20 protein-coding genes and 1 tRNA gene are annotated in these 17242 nt (G+C 33.4%); 8 read left to right on the plus strand and 13 right to left on the minus strand.

The genetic code is table 11. The features are described 5' to 3' along the window. The first annotated feature begins 7 nt into the window (after window positions 1–7). The gene (locus ACFQ0R_RS06455) at window positions 8–571 is read left to right on the plus strand and encodes a class I SAM-dependent methyltransferase (RefSeq protein ID WP_379657572.1); all 564 of its coding nucleotides are present in this window, start codon (window positions 8–10) and stop codon (window positions 569–571) included. 2 nt (window positions 572–573) lie between these two features. Here the strand turns inward: ACFQ0R_RS06455 and murA are convergent, their stop codons facing one another. The 3 genes from murA to ACFQ0R_RS06470 are packed head-to-tail and all read right to left on the minus strand — an operon-like array spanning window position 574 to window position 2877. Then, window positions 574–1887: a UDP-N-acetylglucosamine 1-carboxyvinyltransferase gene (gene murA, locus ACFQ0R_RS06460; protein WP_379657573.1), complete on the minus strand. Its 1314-nt coding sequence runs from the start codon at window positions 1885–1887 to the stop codon at window positions 574–576. Beyond that, the gene (locus ACFQ0R_RS06465) at window positions 1888–2532 is read right to left on the minus strand and encodes a DUF4290 domain-containing protein (RefSeq protein WP_379657574.1); all 645 of its coding nucleotides are present in this window, start codon (window positions 2530–2532) and stop codon (window positions 1888–1890) included. 51 nt (window positions 2533–2583) lie between these two features. After that, complete coding sequence (locus tag ACFQ0R_RS06470; protein WP_379657575.1) at window positions 2584–2877, minus strand: DUF493 family protein; 294 nt, start codon at window positions 2875–2877, stop codon at window positions 2584–2586. Window positions 2878–2945: 68 nt separating this feature from the next. Between ACFQ0R_RS06470 and ACFQ0R_RS06475 the strand changes: the two genes are divergently transcribed. The 5 genes from ACFQ0R_RS06475 to ACFQ0R_RS06495 all read left to right on the plus strand — a co-directional run bounded on the left by ACFQ0R_RS06475 (window position 2946) and on the right by ACFQ0R_RS06495 (window position 7472). Beyond that, entirely contained in the window at window positions 2946–3497 is a 552-nt protein-coding gene (locus ACFQ0R_RS06475) for an AAA family ATPase (protein WP_379657576.1), read from the plus strand. Continuing rightward, complete coding sequence (locus ACFQ0R_RS06480) at window positions 3494–5410, plus strand: RecQ family ATP-dependent DNA helicase (RefSeq protein WP_379657577.1); 1917 nt, start codon at window positions 3494–3496, stop codon at window positions 5408–5410. Before ACFQ0R_RS06475 ends, ACFQ0R_RS06480 begins: the two co-directional genes overlap by 4 nt. Next, on the plus strand, window positions 5407–6360 hold the full coding sequence (gene fmt, locus ACFQ0R_RS06485) for a methionyl-tRNA formyltransferase (RefSeq protein WP_379657578.1): 954 nt from the start codon (window positions 5407–5409) through the stop codon (window positions 6358–6360). Before ACFQ0R_RS06480 ends, fmt begins: the two co-directional genes overlap by 4 nt. A gap of 164 nt (window positions 6361–6524) precedes the next feature. Continuing rightward, a complete protein-coding gene (locus ACFQ0R_RS06490) occupies window positions 6525–6797 on the plus strand; it encodes an HU family DNA-binding protein (protein ID WP_003438613.1) in 273 nt (90 codons plus the stop codon). A gap of 111 nt (window positions 6798–6908) precedes the next feature. Continuing rightward, window positions 6909–7472: a YqgE/AlgH family protein gene (locus ACFQ0R_RS06495; RefSeq protein WP_379657579.1), complete on the plus strand. Its 564-nt coding sequence runs from the start codon at window positions 6909–6911 to the stop codon at window positions 7470–7472. On the opposite strand, the gene ACFQ0R_RS06500 is transcribed toward ACFQ0R_RS06495, so the two are convergent. Both ACFQ0R_RS06500 and ACFQ0R_RS06505 read right to left on the minus strand, forming a co-directional pair. After that, complete coding sequence (locus tag ACFQ0R_RS06500) at window positions 7469–8323, minus strand: aminotransferase class IV (protein WP_379657580.1); 855 nt, start codon at window positions 8321–8323, stop codon at window positions 7469–7471. The two genes, ACFQ0R_RS06495 and ACFQ0R_RS06500, sit on opposite strands and share 4 nt — an antisense overlap. Before the next feature lie 12 nt (window positions 8324–8335). Beyond that, window positions 8336–8728 (minus strand): START-like domain-containing protein, encoded by a 393-nt coding sequence (locus ACFQ0R_RS06505; protein WP_379657581.1) that lies wholly within the window; start codon window positions 8726–8728, stop codon window positions 8336–8338. Between the two features lie 128 nt (window positions 8729–8856). Between ACFQ0R_RS06505 and ACFQ0R_RS06510 the strand changes: the two genes are divergently transcribed. After that, a tRNA-Met gene (locus tag ACFQ0R_RS06510) sits at window positions 8857–8930 on the plus strand. A gap of 176 nt (window positions 8931–9106) precedes the next feature. On the opposite strand, the gene ACFQ0R_RS06515 is transcribed toward ACFQ0R_RS06510, so the two are convergent. The 8 genes from ACFQ0R_RS06515 to rpsF all read right to left on the minus strand — a co-directional run bounded on the left by ACFQ0R_RS06515 (window position 9107) and on the right by rpsF (window position 16436). Further along, window positions 9107–9718: a WG repeat-containing protein gene (locus tag ACFQ0R_RS06515; protein ID WP_379657582.1), complete on the minus strand. Its 612-nt coding sequence runs from the start codon at window positions 9716–9718 to the stop codon at window positions 9107–9109. 144 nt (window positions 9719–9862) lie between these two features. Then, entirely contained in the window at window positions 9863–10066 is a 204-nt protein-coding gene (locus ACFQ0R_RS06520) for a hypothetical protein (RefSeq protein WP_379657583.1), read from the minus strand. Window positions 10067–10135: 69 nt separating this feature from the next. Then, the gene (gene hisS, locus ACFQ0R_RS06525) at window positions 10136–11512 is read right to left on the minus strand and encodes a histidine--tRNA ligase (protein ID WP_379657584.1); all 1377 of its coding nucleotides are present in this window, start codon (window positions 11510–11512) and stop codon (window positions 10136–10138) included. Between the two features lie 34 nt (window positions 11513–11546). Then, entirely contained in the window at window positions 11547–12020 is a 474-nt protein-coding gene (locus ACFQ0R_RS06530) for a DUF6495 family protein (protein WP_379657585.1), read from the minus strand. Window positions 12021–12086: 66 nt separating this feature from the next. Further along, window positions 12087–15251, minus strand: a complete 3165-nt coding sequence (locus ACFQ0R_RS06535; protein ID WP_379657586.1) for a TonB-dependent receptor — start codon at window positions 15249–15251, stop codon at window positions 12087–12089. An 85-nt stretch (window positions 15252–15336) separates the two neighbouring features. Then, window positions 15337–15786 carry a 50S ribosomal protein L9 gene (gene rplI / locus ACFQ0R_RS06540; RefSeq protein ID WP_379657587.1) on the minus strand — a complete coding sequence of 150 codons (450 nt, stop codon included), beginning with the start codon at window positions 15784–15786 and terminating at the stop codon, window positions 15337–15339. Window positions 15787–15798: 12 nt separating this feature from the next. After that, on the minus strand, window positions 15799–16095 hold the full coding sequence (rpsR, locus tag ACFQ0R_RS06545) for a 30S ribosomal protein S18 (protein WP_003438584.1): 297 nt from the start codon (window positions 16093–16095) through the stop codon (window positions 15799–15801). 2 nt (window positions 16096–16097) lie between these two features. Beyond that, window positions 16098–16436, minus strand: a complete 339-nt coding sequence (gene rpsF, locus ACFQ0R_RS06550; protein ID WP_224486161.1) for a 30S ribosomal protein S6 — start codon at window positions 16434–16436, stop codon at window positions 16098–16100. Window positions 16437–16576: 140 nt separating this feature from the next. On the opposite strand from rpsF, the gene deoC reads away from it, so the two are divergent. Continuing rightward, complete coding sequence (gene deoC, locus ACFQ0R_RS06555) at window positions 16577–17233, plus strand: deoxyribose-phosphate aldolase (RefSeq protein WP_379657588.1); 657 nt, start codon at window positions 16577–16579, stop codon at window positions 17231–17233. Window positions 17234–17242 lie beyond the last annotated feature (9 nt).

Genomic DNA, 17242 nt, shown 5'->3' on the forward strand with positions numbered 1-17242 from the left:
ATTTATAATGTCTCTTTACGACACTATTACTTATGTAAAAGATAAGCGCCGAAATGTTTCTAAAGCAAAATTGATAGATGATTTTTTAAATCAAAATGAAGTTATTGTGGATATTGGGACAGGAAGCGGTGGATTGGCTAATTACTTAACACAAAATAATTTTGAAGTTAAAACTGTTGATGTTGTAGATAAAACAATTCATAATGACATCATTCCTATCATTTATGATGGTGTTCATCTCCCTTTTAACGACGAAAATTTTGATGCTTCTATGCTCATCACAGTATTACATCATTGTCCAAATCCTGAACAGGTGTTTGCTGAAGCTGTTCGCGTTTCCAAAAAGAAGATTATAGTTCTGGAAGATGTGTATTCTACTTGGTTGATGAAGCATCTTACCTGGTTTATGGATTCGCTTGTCAATATGGAATTTAAAGGTCATCCTCACTCCAACAAATCTGAAGCGCAGTGGGAGGATTTATTTCAAAAACACAATTTGAAAGTCAAAAAAAAGACCAAAACAAAAGTATTGGTCTTTTTTACACAAGTAATGTATCATTTGGAAAAATAAAATTAATCGTATCGATTAATTTTTGCGCCGATAGCTCTTAATCTGCCATCAATATCTTCATAACCACGATCGATCTGTTCTATATTATGTATAGTAGAAGTTCCTTTTGCTGAAAGTGCAGCAATTAATAATGAAATACCAGCCCTTATATCTGGGCTAGACATTGTTGTGGCTTTCAATTGAGATTGAAAATCATGACCGATAACTGTAGCTCTATGAGGGTCGCAAAGAATAATTTTTGCTCCCATGTCTATCAATTTATCTACAAAGAAAAGTCTGCTTTCAAACATTTTTTGATGAATCAAGACACTTCCTCGGGCTTGAGTGGCTACCACTAGCAAAATACTCAATAAGTCTGGGGTAAAGCCAGGCCAAGGTGCATCGCTAATATTCATGACGGAGCCATCTATAAAACTTGCGACTTCATAGCCATCCGTATGTGCAGGAATATAAATATCGTCTCCCTTTTTCTCTAATTGAATTCCTAACTTTTTAAAGGTTACAGGAATAACTCCAAGATTTTCCCAGCTTACGTTTTTAATGGTGATTTCACTTTTGGTCATAGCAGCTAAGCCAATCCATGAGCCTATTTCAATCATATCTGGCAAGACTCTGTGAGTACAACCAGTTAATTCTTTCACGCCTTCAATTTTTAATAAATTAGAACTGATACCATCAATTTTCGCCCCCATAGAAACCAGCATTTTACATAATTGCTGAATGTAAGGTTCACAAGCAGCATTGTAAATTGTGGTAGTTCCCTCAGCAAGAACTGCAGCCATCAAAATATTGGCAGTTCCTGTTACAGAAGCTTCCTCAAGAAGCATGTCTTTACCTTTCAATCCATTAGGAGCTTCCACACCATAAAATCGTTCTTCCTTATTATATCGGAATTTAGCACCGAGATCTATAAATCCACTAAAGTGAGTATCTAGACGTCTTCTACCAATTTTATCTCCACCAGGTCTTGGAATATAACCTTTACCAAAACGGCCTAAAAGTGGACCAACTATCATTATCGAACCTCTTAAACTACTACCTTCATCTTTAAATTTTTGACTTTCAAGATAATCTAGATTTAATTCATCTGATCTGAAAGAATAGCTCCCTTTACCTAGTTTTTGAATTTTTACTCCAAGATTTCCTAAGATTTCAATCAGTTTATTGACATCCCGTATGTCTGGAATATTATGAATTTTGATTTCATCTGGAGTTAATAAAACAGCACAAAGAATTTGTAAAGCTTCATTTTTTGCTCCTTGTGGATGGATTTCACCTTTAAGTTGGTGACCTCCTTCAATTTGGAAAGTTGCCATTTAGTATTTTCGTTTGCGGTTGCGATTGTTGTTTTTCTTAAAATTTTTTGTCTGTGGTTTTGAGCGTTTATTTGCTTGACGAACTAATGCATTGGCATCACTCAATTCTTCTGTATCAGGTTTTAAATCCAACTTTCCGTTACTGAGATCTCTCAAGTGATCAAAAATAATTTTATCTGAAACTGAATCTTTATTCCAGTTCAAATAACATTTTTTCATGTGGTTCGCGATGTTAAACATCAGACCATCCTTTAATTCTCCATCTTCAATTTTGATGGCTTCATCAATCATACGTTTGATGTTATTGCCATAAAACCTGTATTTTGGAAAGTTTTGTGGATAAGGTAAAGGCTCTGGCCTAGCGTAGAGTTCTTCACGAGATGGTTTTGGAAATGGAGAGTCCACATCCAATTCAAAATTACTAATGATGAAAAGTTGATCCCACAATTTATGCTGGAAATCAGGCACATCTCTTAAGTGAGGATTCATATTCCCCATTACATCTACAATACCTTTAGCTGTATTATTACGTTTTTCTTTATCCTCGATGGTTTTGGCGTACTCTACCATTTTCTGGATGTTCCTTCCGTATTCTGGAATCTTTAATTCGTTTCTTTCAGAATTATACTCGAGATAAGTTATCAATTGTCTTTGTTTTTATAAGGATTGCAAAATAAGCATTTAATTTTACTCTGGTTACAGAGAAATCACATTCTGAATTTCTTCACCTACTTGTTTATACTTTTCTATAACAATATCTGGTGATTTAAGGGTGACATTTATAGAAACGCTGGTATATTTGCCCTTTGAAGATTTTTTAGTTGAAATAACAGCTCCAAGATTATCAAATATAGCTATCAGCTGATCTAAATTTTTTTGATCTGATGAGGGCACGATAAATTTATATAAATACGGCGCAGGCCAATCACTCGTTTTTTTGAGTCTTTTGCGCAGTTTGGTGTAAAATTCATCTGAAGATTTATCGGACATAATTCTTTACAATTTTATGCAAATATACTGTTATTACATATTTTTATAAATCCTAGCATCGTTTATCTATGACCAAATTAAATCCAGTCAAAAATCTACTTATAGGAGGTCCAAGTACAGGCAAGTCCACAGTGCTTGAAGCTCTATCTGATAGAGGCTATTGGTGTTTCCCTGAAGTTTCTAGAGAAGTTACTTTGGAAGCCAGACAGCTTGGTATCGAACATCTCTTTTTGGATGAGCCTTTAAGGTTTAGTGAAATGCTGTTAAAAGGCAGGATAAAACAATTTGAGGATGCTAAATCAATTAATACTCATCAAGTTTTTATAGACAGAGGTATTCCAGATGTTACAGCCTACATGGATCATTTTGGAGAAAAATATCCCGATGAATTTACAAAAGCCAACGGAAATTACAGATATGATAACGTATTTCTGTTTCCCATTTGGAACGACATTTACACACAAGATAATGAGCGGTTCGAAGATCTGGAACTTGCTAGAAACCTTCAAGATGTCCTAATTAAAACGTATCGAGATCTTGATTATAACCTTATAGAAGTTCCAAAATCAAGAATTCATGAGCGAATCGAATTTATTTTGAACACAATTCAAAAGAAATGATATCTACTCCCCTGGACATACTGAAAACCTATTGGGGATATGAAAGTTTTAAACCTTCACAGGAACTCGCTATTGAATCTGCCCTTGAGGGAAATGATACTTGCGTTTTTTTACCAACTGGGGGTGGCAAGTCCATTTGCTTTCAGGTTCCAGCACTTGTTGAAACTGGTATTTGCATTGTCATATCTCCATTGGTGGCACTTATGCAAGATCAAGTTGAAAATCTCAAATCTAAAGGAATAAAAGCTCAACTACTCAAAAGCGGAATGCCTTACAGGGAGGTAGATCAAAAACTAGATAACTGTATTTATGGTAACTATAAATTCTTATACCTTTCCCCAGAACGCCTTCAACAAGATCTCGTCCAGGAACGCATAAGGAAGATGAATGTAAACTTTATTGCGGTGGATGAAGCGCACTGTATCTCCCAATGGGGGCATGACTTTAGACCTGCTTATAGTCAAATTCAACTTTTAAGAGATTTACATCCTAAAGTTCCCGTTATAGCACTTACAGCAACTGCAACAATTCAGGTCAAAAAAGATATTGCAAAAGAACTTGAGCTTGATCAACCGATTATAGTTGAAGAAAGTTTTCAAAGGTCTAACATTTCTTTTTTGACAGAGTTTTCCAACGATAAAGTGAATGATTTGTTTGATTTATTACAAAACTCAAAGCCAAGCAGTATTGTTTATGTTCGTAACCGCTCGGCTTGTATGGAATTGTCTGATTTCCTCAATAAAAAAGGACTCAAATCAACTTTTTTTCATGGTGGAATTACTCAAGCTGAAAAACAGAATCGGCTTACGTCTTGGTTATCTGAAAAGCATCATATTATGATCGCTACCAATGCTTTTGGGATGGGAATAGACAAAGCCAATGTAAGGCAAGTTGTTCACTACCATTTACCAGAAAGCATGGAGAGCTATTACCAGGAAGCTGGTAGAGCTGGAAGAGATGGAATACCATCTAAAGCAATCATATTATATAATGAAAGCGATAAGCAACGATTAAATAATCAATTTGTCAAAACAATTCCTACTTTTGAAGCTGTTCAAATTGTTTATAAAGCTATAATGAGTTACTTCAGAATAGCTTATGGAGAGGGCGAAAACAAAAGCTTTGATTTCAATTTTCATGACTTTTGCTCTCGATACAAACTACATACTATATTGACTTACAATACATTGAATCTTCTTGATAGATTGAGTATCATAAGTTTAGACAAGTCCTTTCAGAAGAAAACTAAGTTGAAATTTCAAGTGTCTAGTGAGCAACTCATTAGATTTATCGATAATCACACACAGTATGCTTTGCTTGTGAGGACACTGCTAAGGACTTATGGAGGTGTTTTTGAGCAAGAATTGTCTATCAATATTCATCTTTTAAAAAAGAAAACTGGTTTTAACGACAAAAAGATTTATTCACAGCTAGAAGCTTTAGAAAAGCAAGGTTTGCTTACTGCAGAGTTTATTAAACAAGATCTCAGCATTACATTAATTCCGCCTCGCGAGGACAAATACACGTTGAATCCGCTTAGAAAATACATTGTCCAATATCAAGAAAACAAACTCCAAAAAGCAAAAACTGTTCTAAAGTATATCGAAGAAAGTACAATGTGTTTGCAGAGTTTTATTTTGGAGTATTTTGGAGAGGAAAACTTTAGTGTTTGCGGGATGTGTAGTAATTGCCTTAACGATAAAATAAAAGCAATAAACGAACCAGCTTCTAAATATTATAAAAAGGTGGAAGGTCAAATTTTAAAATTATTAGCTCAGTCTGATTCAAATTCAAAAGAAATAATTCAAAAAAGCGATTTCCCAAAAGAAGCTGTACTCAAAACATTACAAATCCTTTTAGAAAAAAATAAAATACAACTAACACTAAGAAATACTTATACTTTAATTTTATGAACAAATTACGAATACTTTTTATGGGAACTCCAGATTTTGCGGTTGGCATTTTAGACCATTTGGTAAAATCTGGTGCAAATATTGTGGGTGCTGTTACTGCTCCAGATAAACCAGCAGGGAGAGGAAAACGATTGCACTCTTCAGCCGTAAAGCAATATGCTGAAAAACAAGGCATTGAAGTTTTACAACCTGCAAATCTAAAATCTGATGATTTCCAAGCAGACTTAAACCGGTTAAACCCAAACCTGATGGTTGTAGTCGCTTTCAGAATGTTACCAAAAATAGTTTGGAGTTTTCCTGAATTTGGTACGTTCAACTTACACGCATCATTATTGCCACAATATCGTGGAGCAGCCCCAATAAATTGGGCTATCATAAACGGTGAGAAAGAAACTGGTGTAACGACATTCTTTATAGATGAAGAAATAGATACTGGAAAAATTATTGACTCCAGAAGCATCCCTATTGAAGCTAATGATGACGTTGAGAGCCTTCATGATAAACTTATGGAACTTGGAGCAGAATTAGTACTCGATACTATAAAATCTATCGAAAATAGCGAGTCTAAAGCTATTTCTCAAAAGCATGAAGAATCTCTCAAACCTGCTCCAAAACTTAATAAAGAAAACACCAAGATAAATTGGAATCAATCGGCTAAAGATATCGTGAATTTTGTAAGAGGCTTAACCCCTTTCCCGACAGCCTGGACTGAATTGGATATGGATGGAGAAATTTTAAAAATTAAGATTTACAAAGTTGTAGCAAAACTTGAAGAACATTCTATGGCAATTGGAAGTACACATTATAACAAGGAGCATAAAAATATAGGTGTTGCAGTAAAGGATGGATTCGTTTATATAAAAGAGTTGCAATTTCCAGGTAAAAAAAGAATGGAAGCACAGGCTTTAGTTAATGGAATGGGATGGAAAAAAGAATACAGATTTGTCTAAACATATAGATTCATTTCTCAAAATAATGATTTGTGAGCTCAAAAGCTTGATTTTTGCCCATTCTACAAGGATTTTATAGGGAATTTCTTGCACAGTAATATTTTCCATATAAATTTGTAATGTGTTAATAAAATGTTTAATCAACAAAATTTAAATTTTACATTATGAACAAAACGAATTTAATCGATGCCATGGCAGAAGATGCTGGTGTAACTAAAGCAGAAGCAAAAAAAGCTCTTGAGTCATTTCTAGAAAATGTTGAAGGTGCTCTTAAAAAAGGAGACCGTGTTTCTCTAGTTGGATTTGGATCTTGGTCTGTATCTAAAAGAGCTGCACGTGAAGGTAGAAACCCACAAACTGGTAAGACTATCAAAATCGCTGCTAAAAATGTAGTAAAGTTTAAAGCTGGATCTGATTTGCAAAAAGCAGTAAACTAAGTTTAAACACTTACATTTTTTTAGAATTTAAAGACCTTTTCCAAAAAAAGGTCTTTTTTTTAACTTTTTTTTCATAGCTTTAGTTAAATTGTTGAAAACTAATTGTTTATTATGAAAAAACTTCAACTTAACAGAGGAGATGTATTAATATCAAAACCAAACATAATTGGGGATGTAACATTTAACCGTTCAGTCATACTTTTAGCACATATTGATGATGGAGGTGTTGTTGGATTTATAATTAATAAACCTCTAGATTTTAATTTAGAGGAGTTAATTCCTGAAATTGAAGAAAATTTCAAAATATTTAATGGTGGTCCCGTTGAACAAGAAAATTTATACTTCATTCATGATGTCCCGCATCTTATCACAGGAAGTGTAGAAATTAAAAATGGAATCTATTGGGGTGGATCTTTCGATATGATTATTAACCTTATTAACACCAAGCAAATAACTTCTGAAAACATAAAGTTTTTCTTAGGTTATTCAGGTTGGGACACATTCCAACTGAAATCGGAAATAGTATTAGACACTTGGATCATAGACTCCACTACAAAAGCTAATGACATTCTGAACTCATTGAGAGACGGAAAATACTGGCAGGAAAAAATGAAAAAGCTTGGAGGTGAATACCTTCTTTGGTCAAATGCTCCTGACAACCCAAACTGCAACTAGGCTTCTATTAATCTAGCTTTTGCGTTTAGCTTCCCGATTAAATTTTTAGCTAAAACACATGTATAAATTTTCTTCCTGTATTTAGTAATTGGTTGTACACCTTGAATAGCATTAGTGTAAAATATTTCATCAGCTTTTTGTAATTCAAAAGGTGAAATGGACTCTTCTTTTAAGGTATACTCATCAGATTTTTCAAGAATTTCAATAACTTGTTTTCGAATGATTCCGTTGAGACAACCGTCAGACAATGGAGGTGTTTTTATTTCATCACCTTTTCTTAAAAAGATATTGCCATTGGTAACTTCCAAAACAGATTTTTTTTCATTGATAAGAAAACAATTATTAAAATCATTCTCCTTCGCATAAATCCCTGCCAATACATTTACAAGTTTATTATTCGACTTAATAGTAGAAAGCATACCTGATTGAACGTAGTGATCTTTAAATAACTCTACTTCATAATCTTCATCATTTAAGGTGAAGAATAAATTTTCTAAAGGTTTAGTTGAAATTACATAGCCTATAGAATTATCTTCAGGAGTATAATATCCACCTTCATTCCTGTGAATATTTATTTTTACTCGAACTGATGCTTTTTCTAAATGATTAGCTTTTATAAGCTCAACTATTTTTTTTTCTAGATATTCTGGTGAAAATTCCATGGGAATTTTCATTCTCAAAATCCTCATAGAAGACATCAATCTAAAATAATGAGCTTCCCAAAACATGATTTTGGAGTTGATAACTCTTATGGTTTCAAAAAGACCATCTCCATAATTATAACCTCTATTATTAAGATTGAATTTTGAATTTTCAGATGATTGAATCTCACCGTTTACAAAAACATTCATAACTAAAACTGTTTAAGATGATCCAAGAATTTGCTTTAAATCAGAGACCATATTCTCCCAAAGCATCTTTCCTTCATCTACTTCATCTTCCTCTGCAAAATCGGTAATCATAAGCGATACGTCTTTTGTAATTTCATCTACCTGAATTTTCATTTCAAAGTAATAATTAAGACCTTCTTCATCATCTGCTGTCCATCTCAATTTCATGCGTTCATCCGTTTTTTTGGATAACAACTTTGCCTGCTCTTCACTCCCTTCCCAAATGAATGTAAATAATTCGCCTCTTGAGTTAACATTATCGGCAAACCACTCACTTAATCCAGAGGGTGTAGAGATATATTGAAAAAGTAAGGATGGTGAGACCTGTATTGGAAATTCTAATTCGTATTTAACTTTATCACTCATTTTATTCTAATTTGGATTGAAAAGCAATATATGGATAATTGATTGAAGTATAAAAACTTTAATTGAAATAATTATCCAAACAAATTTGTGAAAGCAAAAGATAATATTATCTTTGCAAACCGTAAAACGGCGTGGTAGCTCAGTTGGTTAGAGCGTCGGATTCATAACCCGGAGGTCACGAGTTCAACTCTCGTCCACGCTACACCAAAAACCCCTGTGAATCAGGGGTTTTTTCTTTTAATAATCACTCTTTAATTTTTTCTCAAAAACTTTAAATAACACCGATGATTTCAAATGCCTCAAAAATACGGCTCAAAATAAATATACTGCAGCATAGCATTTAAAAAATCAAATCTGACGTTAGTTATTTAATTGGTATTAGTCAATTTTAACTAAGGTTGATTTACCAGATTTATTTTTTTTGATGTATAAGGATTCGGAAACGTGTTTAAAGGATATTTTAGGAGGATTTTTTAAATAGGATTCATCTAGAATAATGTTTTGAGGTTCTTTTGATAAGTAAGCCTCTAAATCGCCTTGTTTATTAATCAAAACTTCAAAATACTTGTAATACACCACTTCCTTACCTAATGCTTTATTTTCACCAGCTACTTCTTTAACCAGTTGCAAAACAATAGCTTTGCCATCATTAAAATTTTTTGCATTTAAAAACTGAGGCTCTATAACTTCTTTTCCAGACGTATCGATATAACCAAAATATGATATCCCATCTTTTTCTATTTCTATTAAACATCTTCCATCGCTAAATAAGGGATAAAACCCATCATCTGTTAAGCTACCCACAACATCAGATCTATAATCGATAACGATAGTCCCCTCTCTGTCAATAAATGCCCATTTATCGCCTTTTTGCACAGAAGCTAAATCTTCGTGAAATGGAGATATATAGTCTAAATTATCTAGTGTTTGGGATAAACTTAAAAAGGGGAGAATAAAAATAATACAGCTTATCCATTTAAATTTTGCCATGATATTAGTTTTTTAAGATTTATATCTTAAATATACAAACTTTTTAAGACTTGTAAAATGACATCTATCAGGATTTGCGCAAAATGTAATTAATTGAGAAGAGACTGTACTTTTAAACTTTAAAATCTAAACCAGTAATTAATTCTATTTATTCTTCAAATTATTTTTCTTTTTCCTAGCTTTTTCGGAATTTTCTTTGGCAATTTGTCTGTTTCGTTTAGCTTTTGCTTGAAGTTCTCTGTTAAAATGAACGCCATCTCCGTGCATATCTGCTAGATGAACTTGTCCATCACTTTTACTTGCATCCTCCCATGGCTTAATTTTTTCTTTTCCTGCTGTTGATTTCATGTTTTTTATTTAAATGTAAAGATTTCAATAGGTTTACACTATATAAGAAAGCGTTAAATGCTTAAGACGCTAAACATTCGTAAGTTTTTTAACCAACTCTTCTTTGGAATATGATTCTTGCTCACCAGTTTTCATATTCTTTAAATTATAGACTTTAGAGTCTATCTCACTACCTCCTGCAAGGACAACATATGGTATATTCCTTCTATCTGCATATGTCATCTGTTTTTTCATCTTAGCGGCATCTGGATACAATTCAGCTGAAACTGAAGAATTTCTTAATTGCTTTACAGCTTTAAGAGCATATAATGCTTCTTCTTTACCAAAATTAATAAATAAAACTTTGGTCGTTTCTTTTATTTCTTGAGGAAATAACCCCAATTCTTCCAGTACAAGATAGATTCTGTCTAAGCCAAAAGAAATACCAACGCCACTCATGTTTTTCAATCCAAAAATGCCAGTTAAATCATCATATCGTCCACCACCACCTATAGATCCCATTTTCACATTTTCCGGAGCTGAGATTTCAAAAATAGCTCCAGTATAATAATTGAGCCCGCGAGCCAGTGTCACATCAAGATCCAGATTTGCTGTTTTTAACGGAAGCTCTTGCAGTGCTTTTTGAATAAATTCTAATTCTTCTATTCCTTTTTGACCAATTTCTGAATTGGATAATAAAGATTTTAGAAGATTAATTTTAGTTCCAAAATTGCCTTCAAAATTAAAAATAGGTTTTATGTTTTCAATGGCTGACTCTGAAATACCTTTCTCCAGCATCTCTTTTTTCACACCTTCCTCTCCTATTTTATCAAGTTTATCAAGAGCTACTGTGAAATCAACAAGTTTATCGCTTTCTCCAATCACTTCAGCAAGACCAGAAAGTATTTTTCTGTTATTTATTTTTATAGTGACCCCTTCTAGTATCAAACTAGAAAAAACAGAGTCGTACAATTGTATAAACTCTACTTCTTGCCATAGGCTATCGCTACCAATAACATCAGCATCACACTGAGTGAATTCTCTAAACCTTCCTTTTTGTGGTCTATCTGCTCTATAAACATTCTGAATTTGATAGCGTTTAAAAGGAAAATCAATCTCATTTTGATGTTGTACAACGTATCTAGCAAATGGAACAGTAAGGTCGTATTTAAGAGCTTTTTCTGAAATTGAGCTAGATAATTTTAAACTATCTTTATTATCGTAAACCTTAGAATCTACTTTTTTTAAAAAATCTCCTGAATTTAAAATCTTAAAAATTAAGCGGTCGCCTTCATCCCCATATTTTCCCATCAACGTATCAGAATTTTCAAAAGTAGGAGTTTCTATAGGCTGAAAACCAAATGTTTTGAAGAGTTCTTGAATCGTTGAGCTTATGTATTGTCTCTTGCTGACTTCCAGTGGTGAAAAATCTCGAGTTCCTTTTGGTATTGAAGCTTTACTTGCCATGTTATTTTTTAAAATTAAAAACGCTAAAATAATTTTACTTTTCTACCATACCATTAAAATATTGGTAAAGTTTACCCTTAGTGATATGAGCGCCTTGTTTAATGAGCGCGAAAATGTCTTTATTCCTGTCTTCGCTTAAAGCTTTTGTCGACGTGTAGATTTGAATATCATCATTCAGAAGGTTATCTCTCAACCATTGAAAACCTTCTTTCGTATTAATATCTACCGCTTCGTTTTCAATTTTTATTCCAATCAAATTGATATGTTGGTCTGTAAATTCAAATAAGAACAATTGTTGTGGAGAAAAATGCTCCAAATAGTTGACCTTATTGAGAACACCTTCCCACACCAAGTCGCTGAAAACATCGAGTTCATCCTCTGCTACTTTAGGTTTATTTGTTTTGATGTCTTCCCATTCCTCTTTAGTAATGGATTGACTTGCCAAAAAATTGATAAATTCTTTGTGCATTTCTTTGAGCTGTTCCTGTGTAAGTCTTTCGTATTTCATAATTGCAAAAATAAAAAAAGATCGGTAGAAGCTCTACCGATCTTAGAATTGTAACGTATAATAAATTTAGAAAATATATCTCAAACCAACTTGCATTCTCCAACGTGAAATCAAACTCGTATTTACGGCAAATGAATCTACTCTATTTTCACTGAAAGTGTAAACAGGTTCATTTGTCACTGGATCAACATTTACACCAATAGGCTGTTGATTAAATGGTTCTTGAACGATACCCCAGTCAGAATTTATTAGATTTCCAAAATTAAGAATATCTAAACTCAACTGAATTGTATTGGTTTTATCTCCTGATACTTTAAAGTTATAATCTTGTAAAACTCTTATATCTACTGTACTTCTCCAAGGTGCCAAAGCTCCATATCTTTCAAAATAACTTCCTCTGTTATCTTTCATATAGTCATTATTTTCAATAAATGTATTGAAAGCTTCTGCTTGTCCTGGACCAGAAAATTGCATTCTAGATAATTCTTCTGTTGTTGGAATGTATAAAAGGTCGTTGATATTGGATCCATCATTATTGATATCACCTCCATAAGTATAATTATAACGTCCACCTTTAGCATATTCTACAAAACTGGAAACTGTTGTTTCCCACTGGTTTTGAGAACCATATTTAAAGTTTTTGGAAATTACAGCAATGAAACGGTGAGTATCACCATATTTAGAAAATCCTAAAACGTCATTGTTAGCATTTCCAACTGTCGGATTAAAAGTAAATGCATCTCCTGTAATCTCAGCCTCAATTGAGTTGACGTCTTTTGCATTTAAGTAACTGTAGGAAGTGCTAATGTATAATCCATTGCTGAAGTTTTTCTTAAGAGTACCTACCGCATTAAAAATTCTTCCTTTATTTGAATTTGTAAATACATATGCATTGTTATCACCTTTATCAGATTCAGCATAAACAGCTCTATTATCTATACCATCCAATGTTTCAGTTGGTTCTTTTAACCCCCAGTTTTGTACGTGTGCTGCATTTATATCCTCAGTATAAGAAATATCAGTAGAAGCAATAATTCCATTATCAAATTTGTAATCAAGTCCAATATTTGTTCTCCATACCTGTGGAAATTTGAAATCTGGATCAACAATTTGAAAGAAACCTTGATCTGCACCACTCACTTGATTACCAATCCACACAAAAGGTAGTCTTCCTGTAAATACTCCAGTTCCACCTCTTATTTGAAAAGTTTTGTCATTTCTCACATCCCAATTAAATCCAAGTCTTGGAGAAATTAAGAACTCATCTGTTGGTAACTGAGTTGAATTCAATGTTGTTTCTGAATTTGTTTCAGGATCGTAGTAAACAGTAGTTGGATCTACCGTAGCACCGTTGTCAATATCAATAAACTCTTGAATTTTTTCATCAGTATTGAAATACAAAGGCTTATCTAGTCTCAAGCCATAAGTAAATTTGAAATTATTAGTTATGCTCCATTCGTCTTGAGCATAAAACGATAATTGACCTACATTAGTTTCCGAAAGTCTCCAACCACCATCGTTTCCAACACCGTTTGAATTTCTAGATTCAAAAATATTTTGTGCATAAGTCAAATTCTGAGCAATTGCACTTTGACTTCCAGCATTTGCATCTGCTAGAAAAGCATTGACAGATGGATAAGCATTAAAAGTACCGTAATAGCCATTTGGATTTCCAAAATTATCATATCCACCAAGATTAAATGAATTATCAAATTCAAAACGTTCAAAAGAAGTCCCGAGAGTCACAGAGTGGTCACCTACAAAAATGTTGAAGTTGTTGGTCACCTGAAACACCTTTTGCTGTAGTTCGTTATTGATTGAAAACGGTTCGTGTCCTGCAATTATATAATTAGAGCCGCTTCCATCCTGTATGGTAATGGGAGGTGCAGGGCTAGAAAAAGGATTTCTGAAATCATCAAAATAAGTATATCCTGCCTGAAATTTATTAGAATACTTATTTCCGAAAGTAGAGTTCAATTCAAATTGAACTGAATTCAAATTATTATTAATTTCATATCCAGAATTTTCAAACTGAATCACAGATGGACTTGGCCCTCTAAAACCAAGTGCTGTTCTGTTTGCTGCATTATCCTTTGAAGCTCTTAAGAAGTTGTAAATAAGCGCTGCTTTGTGGTTTTGATTGATGTTCCAGTCCAATTTCAAAATTCCTTTAGTAGATTCTGAATTATAATTAAAATCTTCAAATCTTCCCGTATCATATCCTAAATCTGCAAGAGCATTAGAAACAGCTACCATATCTGAAGCTAAAACTCTAGATTCGTTTATAGCCCCAGTTCCTCTATTTGGAGCAAACGGTGAACCTAAGTCTGTTCTATCGTCTTTTTCAAAATTGGCAAAAAAGAATAATTTATTTTCAATAATTGGCCCACCAACACTTACACCATATTGAATTTGTTCTAGATCATTTTTTGGAACATCTTGACCTTCAATTTTTCCTCCAGTAAGATTTTCATTTCTGAAGAAAGAATAAGCTGTCGCTTTAAATGTATTATCACCACTTTTTGTAACTGCATTTACTGAAGCTCCAGTGAAACCTGATAGAGTCACATCATAAGGAGCTGTAGTCACTTTTATCTGCTCAATCGCATCCAGAGAAATAGGTTGTGCTCCAGTTTGACCACCAGGAGTTGGCGAATCCAATCCAAATGGATTATTGAAAACAGCACCATCCAAACTAAAGTTATTAAACTGATCGTTTCTACCTCCAAAAGAGTTTCCACTTGCAGTAGGCTCTAATCTTGTAAAATCCTGAGCAGATCTAGAAATCGTAGGTAGTCGTTTTAAATCTTTACTTGTGACTTGAGTAACTGCTCCTGTTCTTTCACTTGAGAATGTAGGGTTATCAGAAACAGTAATCAAAACTTCATCTAAGGCATTTGAAGTTGTAAGGAGAGTTACTTCAATATTATAAGTTTCACCAAGGTCAAGATTTATATTTTCAAGAATTTTGGTTTCAAAACCAACGTAAGAAATCTCAACTTGGTAAGGTCCACCTATTCTCATATTGTTAATTCTAAACCTTCCGTCGATATTAGTCATTGCGCCATAAACAGAACCTGTAGGCGTGTGAGTTGCAACTACATTGGCTCCAGGTAATGTGATTCCTTCACCATCTTTTACAAGGCCAGACATTGTGGATGTTGTCACTTGGGCCATAGTTGTTGATAGCCCAATAAAAAATAGTAAAATTAAAATGTAATTTTTTTTCATATTGTGATTTGTTTAATGGTTAGAAACAAAGAAAGCTAACCTTGTTGGGATAGCTTTCTTTAAAAAGTGTATTGATATACATGTGTTAGTTATCAGCAATAACTTCAAAATTGAAGTCCAGGATTACATCTCTGTGGAATCTTAATTTTGCTTCATATTGACCCAAACGTTTAATATTACCACCTAAGATAGTAATGTATTTTTTGTCAATATCAACATCATGTTTTGCTAATTCATCTTTAAGGTCTGCTACTGTAATACTTCCAAAAAGTTTATCACCAGCACCTGTTTTAGATGTTATTTTAATATCAAGATCTTTTGCTCTTTCGGCTAAAGTTTTAGCTTCATCAACAATTTTCTTTTCTTTGTAAGCACGTTGCTTAAGGTTTTCTGCCAAAACTTTTTTCGCTGAAGGAGTTGCTAAAACAGCAAGACCTTGAGGTATTAAAAAGTTACGACCATATCCATTTTTTACAGATACTAAGTCATCGGCAAAACCAAGATTATCAACGTCTTTTTTTAATATAATTTCCATTTTTTTGCCTTTTTATTTTAATAAATCACCTACGTATGGCATCAAAGCTAAGTGGCGTGAACGCTTGATAGCTTGTGATACTTTTCTTTGGTATTTTAAAGATGTCCCTGTTAAACGTCTTGGTAAAATTTTACCTTGCTCGTTAACAAATTCCATCAAGAAGTCAGCATTTTTGTAATCTACATACTTAATGCCAGCTCTTTTAAAACGACAAAAACGGGTTTTACTTTTGGTTTCAATGTCTAACGGGGTTAGATATCTGATCTCACCGTCGTTCTTTCCTTTTGATTGTTCTTCAATTGTTGCCATAATTACGCGCCAGTTTTAATTCGTTTAACTCGTTCTTTAGCCCAATCAATAGCATGCTTGTCTAATTTCACGGTCAAATAACGCATCATTCTCTCGTCTCTTCTAAACATTACTTCTAAAGGCTCGATGGTTGTTCCATCTACTTTGTACTCAAATAAGTGGTAAAATCCACTTTTCTTGTGCTGGATTGGGTAAGCCAATTTTTTTAGGCCCCAATCTTCTTTGTTTACCATCTCTGCACCTTTCGAAACAAGAAAATCTTCGTATTTCTTTACTGTTTCCTTTATCTGATCTTCAGATAAAACGGGATTCAAGATGAAAACAGTTTCATAATGATTCATAAATATTTGTTTTATTTTAATGCCTGCAAAAGTACAACTTATTCTTAATATTGCAAACCCCTAGTATTGATATCTTTTTAGTAATATTTAATTTATCATATTCAAACTTTTATCTTTACTGAAATTTTAATTAAAACCCTATGAATAGATATATAGACCATACTTTATTGCATGCTGATGCGACTTTAAAACAGATACATAAAATATGTGAAGAAGCTATTGCATACAATTTTGCAACAGTTTGCATCAATTCAAGTTATGTAAGAGATGCTAATGAAATATTAAAAGATTCTGAATCTAAAGTTTGTACTGTAATTGGTTTTCCTCTAGGGGCGTGTACGACAAAAGCTAAAGTCGAAGAAGCAAAGCAGGCCATAACCGATGGTGCTTCAGAAATAGATATGGTAATTCATCAAGGCAAGTTAAAATCAAAAGAATTCGATTACGTAAGAGCTGATATACAAGCTGTCAAAAATGCTATCGGAAATCATATTTTGAAGGTTATACTGGAAATTTGTAACCTTACCAACGATGAAATCGCTACAGCTTGTCAGCTTTCAGAACAGGCTGGGGCTGATTATGTAAAGACATCTACAGGCTTTGGAAGTCACGGCGCAACTTTGGAAGCAGTGAAAATCATGAAGGATAATGTGTCTGAGAAGGTCAAAATTAAAGCTTCTGGCGGCATAAGAGATGCAGAAACTGCTAAGCGATATATTGATCTTGGTGTTTCCAGAATAGGTGCTTCTGCTGGAATTGCTATTGTAGAAGGAACTTCATCAAATTCAACTTACTAAATATAAAAT

This window comes from Psychroflexus salinarum, from assembly GCF_042677225.1.
GTDB classification, from domain to species: Bacteria; Bacteroidota; Bacteroidia; order Flavobacteriales; family Flavobacteriaceae; genus Psychroflexus; species Psychroflexus salinarum.